The sequence below is a fragment of the Vibrio caribbeanicus ATCC BAA-2122 genome (genome assembly GCF_000165125.1).
Taxonomy (GTDB): Bacteria; Pseudomonadota; Gammaproteobacteria; order Enterobacterales; family Vibrionaceae; genus Vibrio; species Vibrio caribbeanicus.
Genome location: NZ_AEIU01000093.1, coordinates 1 through 4,162 on the forward strand (window position 1 = coordinate 1; position 4,162 = coordinate 4,162).

At 37.9% G+C, this 4,162-nt stretch carries 4 protein-coding genes; 3 read left to right on the forward strand and 1 reads right to left on the reverse strand.

The window, feature by feature from the left end; all coding sequences use genetic code 11:
- Window positions 1-19 precede the first annotated feature (19 nt).
- Window positions 20-910, forward strand: a complete 891-nt coding sequence (locus RH40_RS15430; protein WP_039954825.1) for a hypothetical protein — start codon at window positions 20-22, stop codon at window positions 908-910.
- Between the two features lie 690 nt (window positions 911-1,600).
- Here the strand turns inward: RH40_RS15430 and RH40_RS20115 are convergent.
- Complete coding sequence (locus RH40_RS20115) at window positions 1,601-2,608, reverse strand: BspA family leucine-rich repeat surface protein (protein WP_009602556.1); 1,008 nt, start codon at window positions 2,606-2,608, stop codon at window positions 1,601-1,603.
- A gap of 369 nt (window positions 2,609-2,977) precedes the next feature.
- On the opposite strand from RH40_RS20115, the gene RH40_RS15440 reads away from it, so the two are divergent.
- Window positions 2,978-3,334 carry a substrate-binding domain-containing protein gene (locus tag RH40_RS15440; protein ID WP_009602557.1) on the forward strand — a complete coding sequence of 119 codons (357 nt, stop codon included), beginning with the start codon at window positions 2,978-2,980 and terminating at the stop codon, window positions 3,332-3,334.
- A gap of 464 nt (window positions 3,335-3,798) precedes the next feature.
- Window positions 3,799-4,162, forward strand: a 364-nt coding sequence (locus RH40_RS15445) for a hypothetical protein (RefSeq protein WP_009602558.1), incomplete at its 3' end; no start/stop codon positions are given.

The window sequence follows — 4,162 nt, forward strand, 5'->3', positions numbered from 1 at the left end:
ATTGCTGTTTGAGGGTAATATGGTTAAGCCTTCTACCTATGATATAGCGAATGTTCCTGAAACTCGTATCCAAATGTTGGACACGCTGCTCGCCTCTATTGATACAGACATAGCGGTTTCACTTTCCTTTGTTCGCCGAGCACAAGGGTTATCTTTTGATGATTTGGAACGAAAAGTGAGTGGTCTCAAAGGTTCTACACTCAAGCGGTATATGCAGCAAAGCTATGCGTCTATCCGCCCTCTTCATATGGTCGCAGCGATGTCTTGGGTTATGATGGTTCCTATGACGAGTTTCTATTACGCACTCAAAGTAAAGGAATATTATCGTGGTATGGATAGCAATGCTGTAAAGGCTTTGTATTGTCTTGGACGTTTACCGACGAAGCAATTTGAACTGTATATTGAGATGGTTCTACAACTCATGGATGAGGAATCTAAACAGCATTTTCGAGACTACCGAGAGCGGCTACTTTCGAGCTCCCCGTTACTGACTTGTTATGAGCAGCTTCTTCCTCCGGATGTGTTGGATATGAGTGCTTTCGCTATCGACTACTATCGTTCAGTGGCGATAACTGTAAAGCAGTTTAGGCAAAAATATCAGATTCCGACAGAGGTTATAGCTCGTGTGTTGGGTTTATCTATATACCAGTATGGCCTGCTGGAAGATGTCAATAAAACAAGAGATTTTTCAGTGTCCGTAGGCTTTAGAGCTAAGTTAGGTTTCCAGCTAGATTCTCATGTCAATTTCACAAGTGAAATGAACCAATTTCCTCAATTTCACCAATTACGTCAGTTTCAGCATGTCAGAGACTCACTAACGATTAAAGCTTTAAGTTTAGTTAAAACGCAGCATAAAAAATATGTGGCGGATATACTGGCAAGTTTGTCAAAGATATACATGAAAACTTAGATCTTGAAATTGACAGTGAAAATAATCAACCCCAAATACGCATTATCTTGGGTTGATTGGACCTAACATCCAAATAACAATATTAAGCAGTTATTTAGGCAATGGTTCCCAGTTGTTTTTGCAGGATCAGTTGAGCCTTTGCCTAAGCAGTCGAATTGAGTGATTTTTTAAGCGAGAAGATGATGGTTGAAGTTCTACGTTGAGAACTTGTAAGTTACATATAGTAACATCCGCTCCTGTAACCTAGGTAACGTGTTCTGCATTAGGTGGTGTTTGCTGCCTGACATTTTGTAATCAACGAGTGTGAGAAAGTTGGAATTACTCGAAGTTTACTTTGTGGGTGCCAAGCGTGCTCACCTTTTTATTATTACTCTCCAGTTAAAGTACGATATCAATATGTGTTGACTGCTGGAGAGGCTATCAAAATTTAACAATATTGTTAACCATCCCTCATATTTAACGCGTTTTCAATTTTTTAAAATCATATTTTTTTAGTGACATGGAGTCATATCTTAAAATATTTGTGGTCTTTAAGTCAGTTTAGCTAATGATTTTGCCACTTGAGTTGGTGGGCTTGTCATTCTGAAATATGTGTCCTGAATAATTTTTATTTATCGCTCACTAGATCCCCAAGCACAGTAAGGAGACTTGGGGATCAAAGACATTATTCGTCTCTAAACTTAATGAAAGTTAATTGCTAAATACAGGCCAGTTGTTGGGATCAAATGTATTGTTATAGCCAGCAAAGCTTTCGTGATTAGTCACTTTACTTACATCCCATTCTGTAAGGTCCGTATTAAACCTTTTCGCGTTATGAAACATGGCTTGCATTGTAGTCACTTTAGAGGTGTCCCACTCGCTGATATCAGCATCGAACGCGTCAGTACTCATAAACAGACTTCTCATATTGGTGACCTTGCTGGTGTCCCAACCACCAATATTGCTATTAAATTTTTCAGTTAGCGCAAACATATAGCTCATGTCTTTCACGTTACTGGTATCCCAGCGACTGATGTTGATATCAACATGGCCTGCGCTAAAGAACATATAACTCATGTCTGTCACATTTGCCGTATTAAAATGCTCCAGCCCTGAGATCGGGCTACCACCATTAAGAATGGCTCTATTCCCAGAGAACATTTTGCTCATATCTTCAACTTTTGAAGTATCCCAATGCCGAAAGTTTCCAGTGATATTACTGTACTCAAACATACCAGACATGTTGACAACGTTCGAGACATCCCAATGTTCGATTCCCCTGAGATGTAGGCGGCGGATACCGGCGAATAGTCTGGCCATATTAGTCACTTTTGAGGTGTCCCATCCTCGCAGGTCGAGGCTTAATCCAGATCTTGACTGCACAGAATCAAACATCATAACCATTGATGTAACATTAGAGGTATCCCAATAGTTCGTGAGATACAGCTTTCCTTGATAGTTCTCCGCACCATAAAACAGGTAATCTAGATTTCTGACATGAGAGGTACAAACCAAGATTTCCATGGTGCGAACTTTTTCTTTAATGTCTCTATCTCGGTCAAGCTCTCCTTCTGCGAGAACATAATAATCCTTACCGTCAGTATGAGAAAACCAAGTCCCGGGCTCTTTGTCTAAACAACGAACCGTATTATTTTGGTTAGCAAGTGCGGGTAAACAGATAAACTGCGATAAAAGAAGTGGAAGTAATAAGCGTTTCATAATTAGGCTCCGTTTGAGTGGTCGAGCCAAAACTTATCTGGGGTATGTTTTATATGTAAAACATTAATATTTATTATGTAATTCGCTTTGTGTGTTTTTGTAACTGCGAAATGTCTTTTTCATAGTCTAGCGAGATCATGAAGTAACAAACCGCTTTTTATGAGGTCAGCGTTAAACGGTGATTTTTAGTCATCGCATTTTTTCAGTGGGCCGATTCACGGGTGTTCCAATCTCTCGTTTTAAAAAGCTCTAAGTATCAATGGGTAAATTTAAAATTGTGTTTTTTTGAAAATATTTACTTCCAAGTGCATCCAAAAAGAGCTTAGCGACGTCTCCTATACGAAACCTTTACTCATTTGAGGAGAAAATATGAGACGTTATATGGTTATGGCAGGGTTGGTGTTGCAGATGATAGGGCAGTCAGCCATAGCTTCCCCGCAGTTAAACGCTTCGATTACCCATCAACCCAAAGATAGGGTGGTAAATATCTATGGTCCAGGCGGGCCAGATACGGCGTTGCGCAGAGCTGCAGAGGCGTTCAGTTTGAAAAAAGGCATCTCGGTCAATGTGGTTGCTGGCCCTGAATCTCGCTGGACAGAGCAGGCTCAAAAAAATGCAGATTTGATTTTTGGATCTTCAGAGCAATCGATGAGTGCGTTTATTGAAAACTATCCTTTTACCAATAATAAAGACGCGGAGCCCGTATATTTGCGCCGAGCTACCTGAAATAACTTGAGGCAAGTCAAAAAGGGTTGCAGGGCAGAAATGCTCTGTTACCTCCAAGCAACTTCAAAATAACGTGATGTGATAACAACGCTCTTAGTCCTGTATCTTACAGGCGCTTTGGTATACGTGTCAGTTTAAATTATTATCTATAAATTAAATTAAGTAATTAAAATAAGTTTCTTTGTTAAATACATGTTTTAATTTTTGCTTCTGATTTAGTTTTTTATTTGATCTATTACCCACATTTTATATCAATAATTTATATAAATAGAATTTATTTTTTGTTTATATTCGTCATTTCCTCTTTATTTTATAATTTGGTTTTTATAAATCTTTGTTTTGTTATTGTTATTCAAAATTATCAATTAATTAAAAGTATGATCTTTGCGTTTTTTATATTTATATTGCTTGTGATAGAGTCATTTTTCAACTTTGATTGTAAGTAAGAATCTAGGTAAATATAAATGAATAAAAAAGCTCTTTCCTTTTTAATTGCACTATCAATTCCTTTTAGTGCATCAGCAACAAACTGTAGTTTTCAAAGCTTAAAGAATGAAATTAATATTGAAAATAACCAGCAATTTTCCCAGTACTTCGATAAAGAATCCATAGAGAAGTTTAGGCGTGCTAAATATAGAGAATTTAATTTTATCGCGGCGATGCAAGAGGAGATGAATAAATTTGAATCTATGGGTGAGAGAGGCGGTTGGGAAAATGTGTTTTATGTCATCATGTCAACCACAATGATCAGGGTCATACAAAACCATACCATCGATTATAATAACCTGTCATATAGTGATCTCACCCCATTTTACGAAGAGTTTAAAT

Bases quoted from the DNA above. Each gene is read 5' to 3' on its own strand.
- RH40_RS20115 (WP_009602556.1), bottom strand. From the start codon at position 2,608: ATGAAACGCTTATTACTTCCACTTCTTTTATCGCAGTTTATCTGTTTA.
- RH40_RS15440 (WP_009602557.1), top strand. From the start codon at position 2,978: ATGAGACGTTATATGGTTATGGCAGGGTTGGTGTTGCAGATGATAGGG.
- RH40_RS15430 (WP_039954825.1), top strand. From the start codon at position 20: ATGGTTAAGCCTTCTACCTATGATATAGCGAATGTTCCTGAAACTCGT.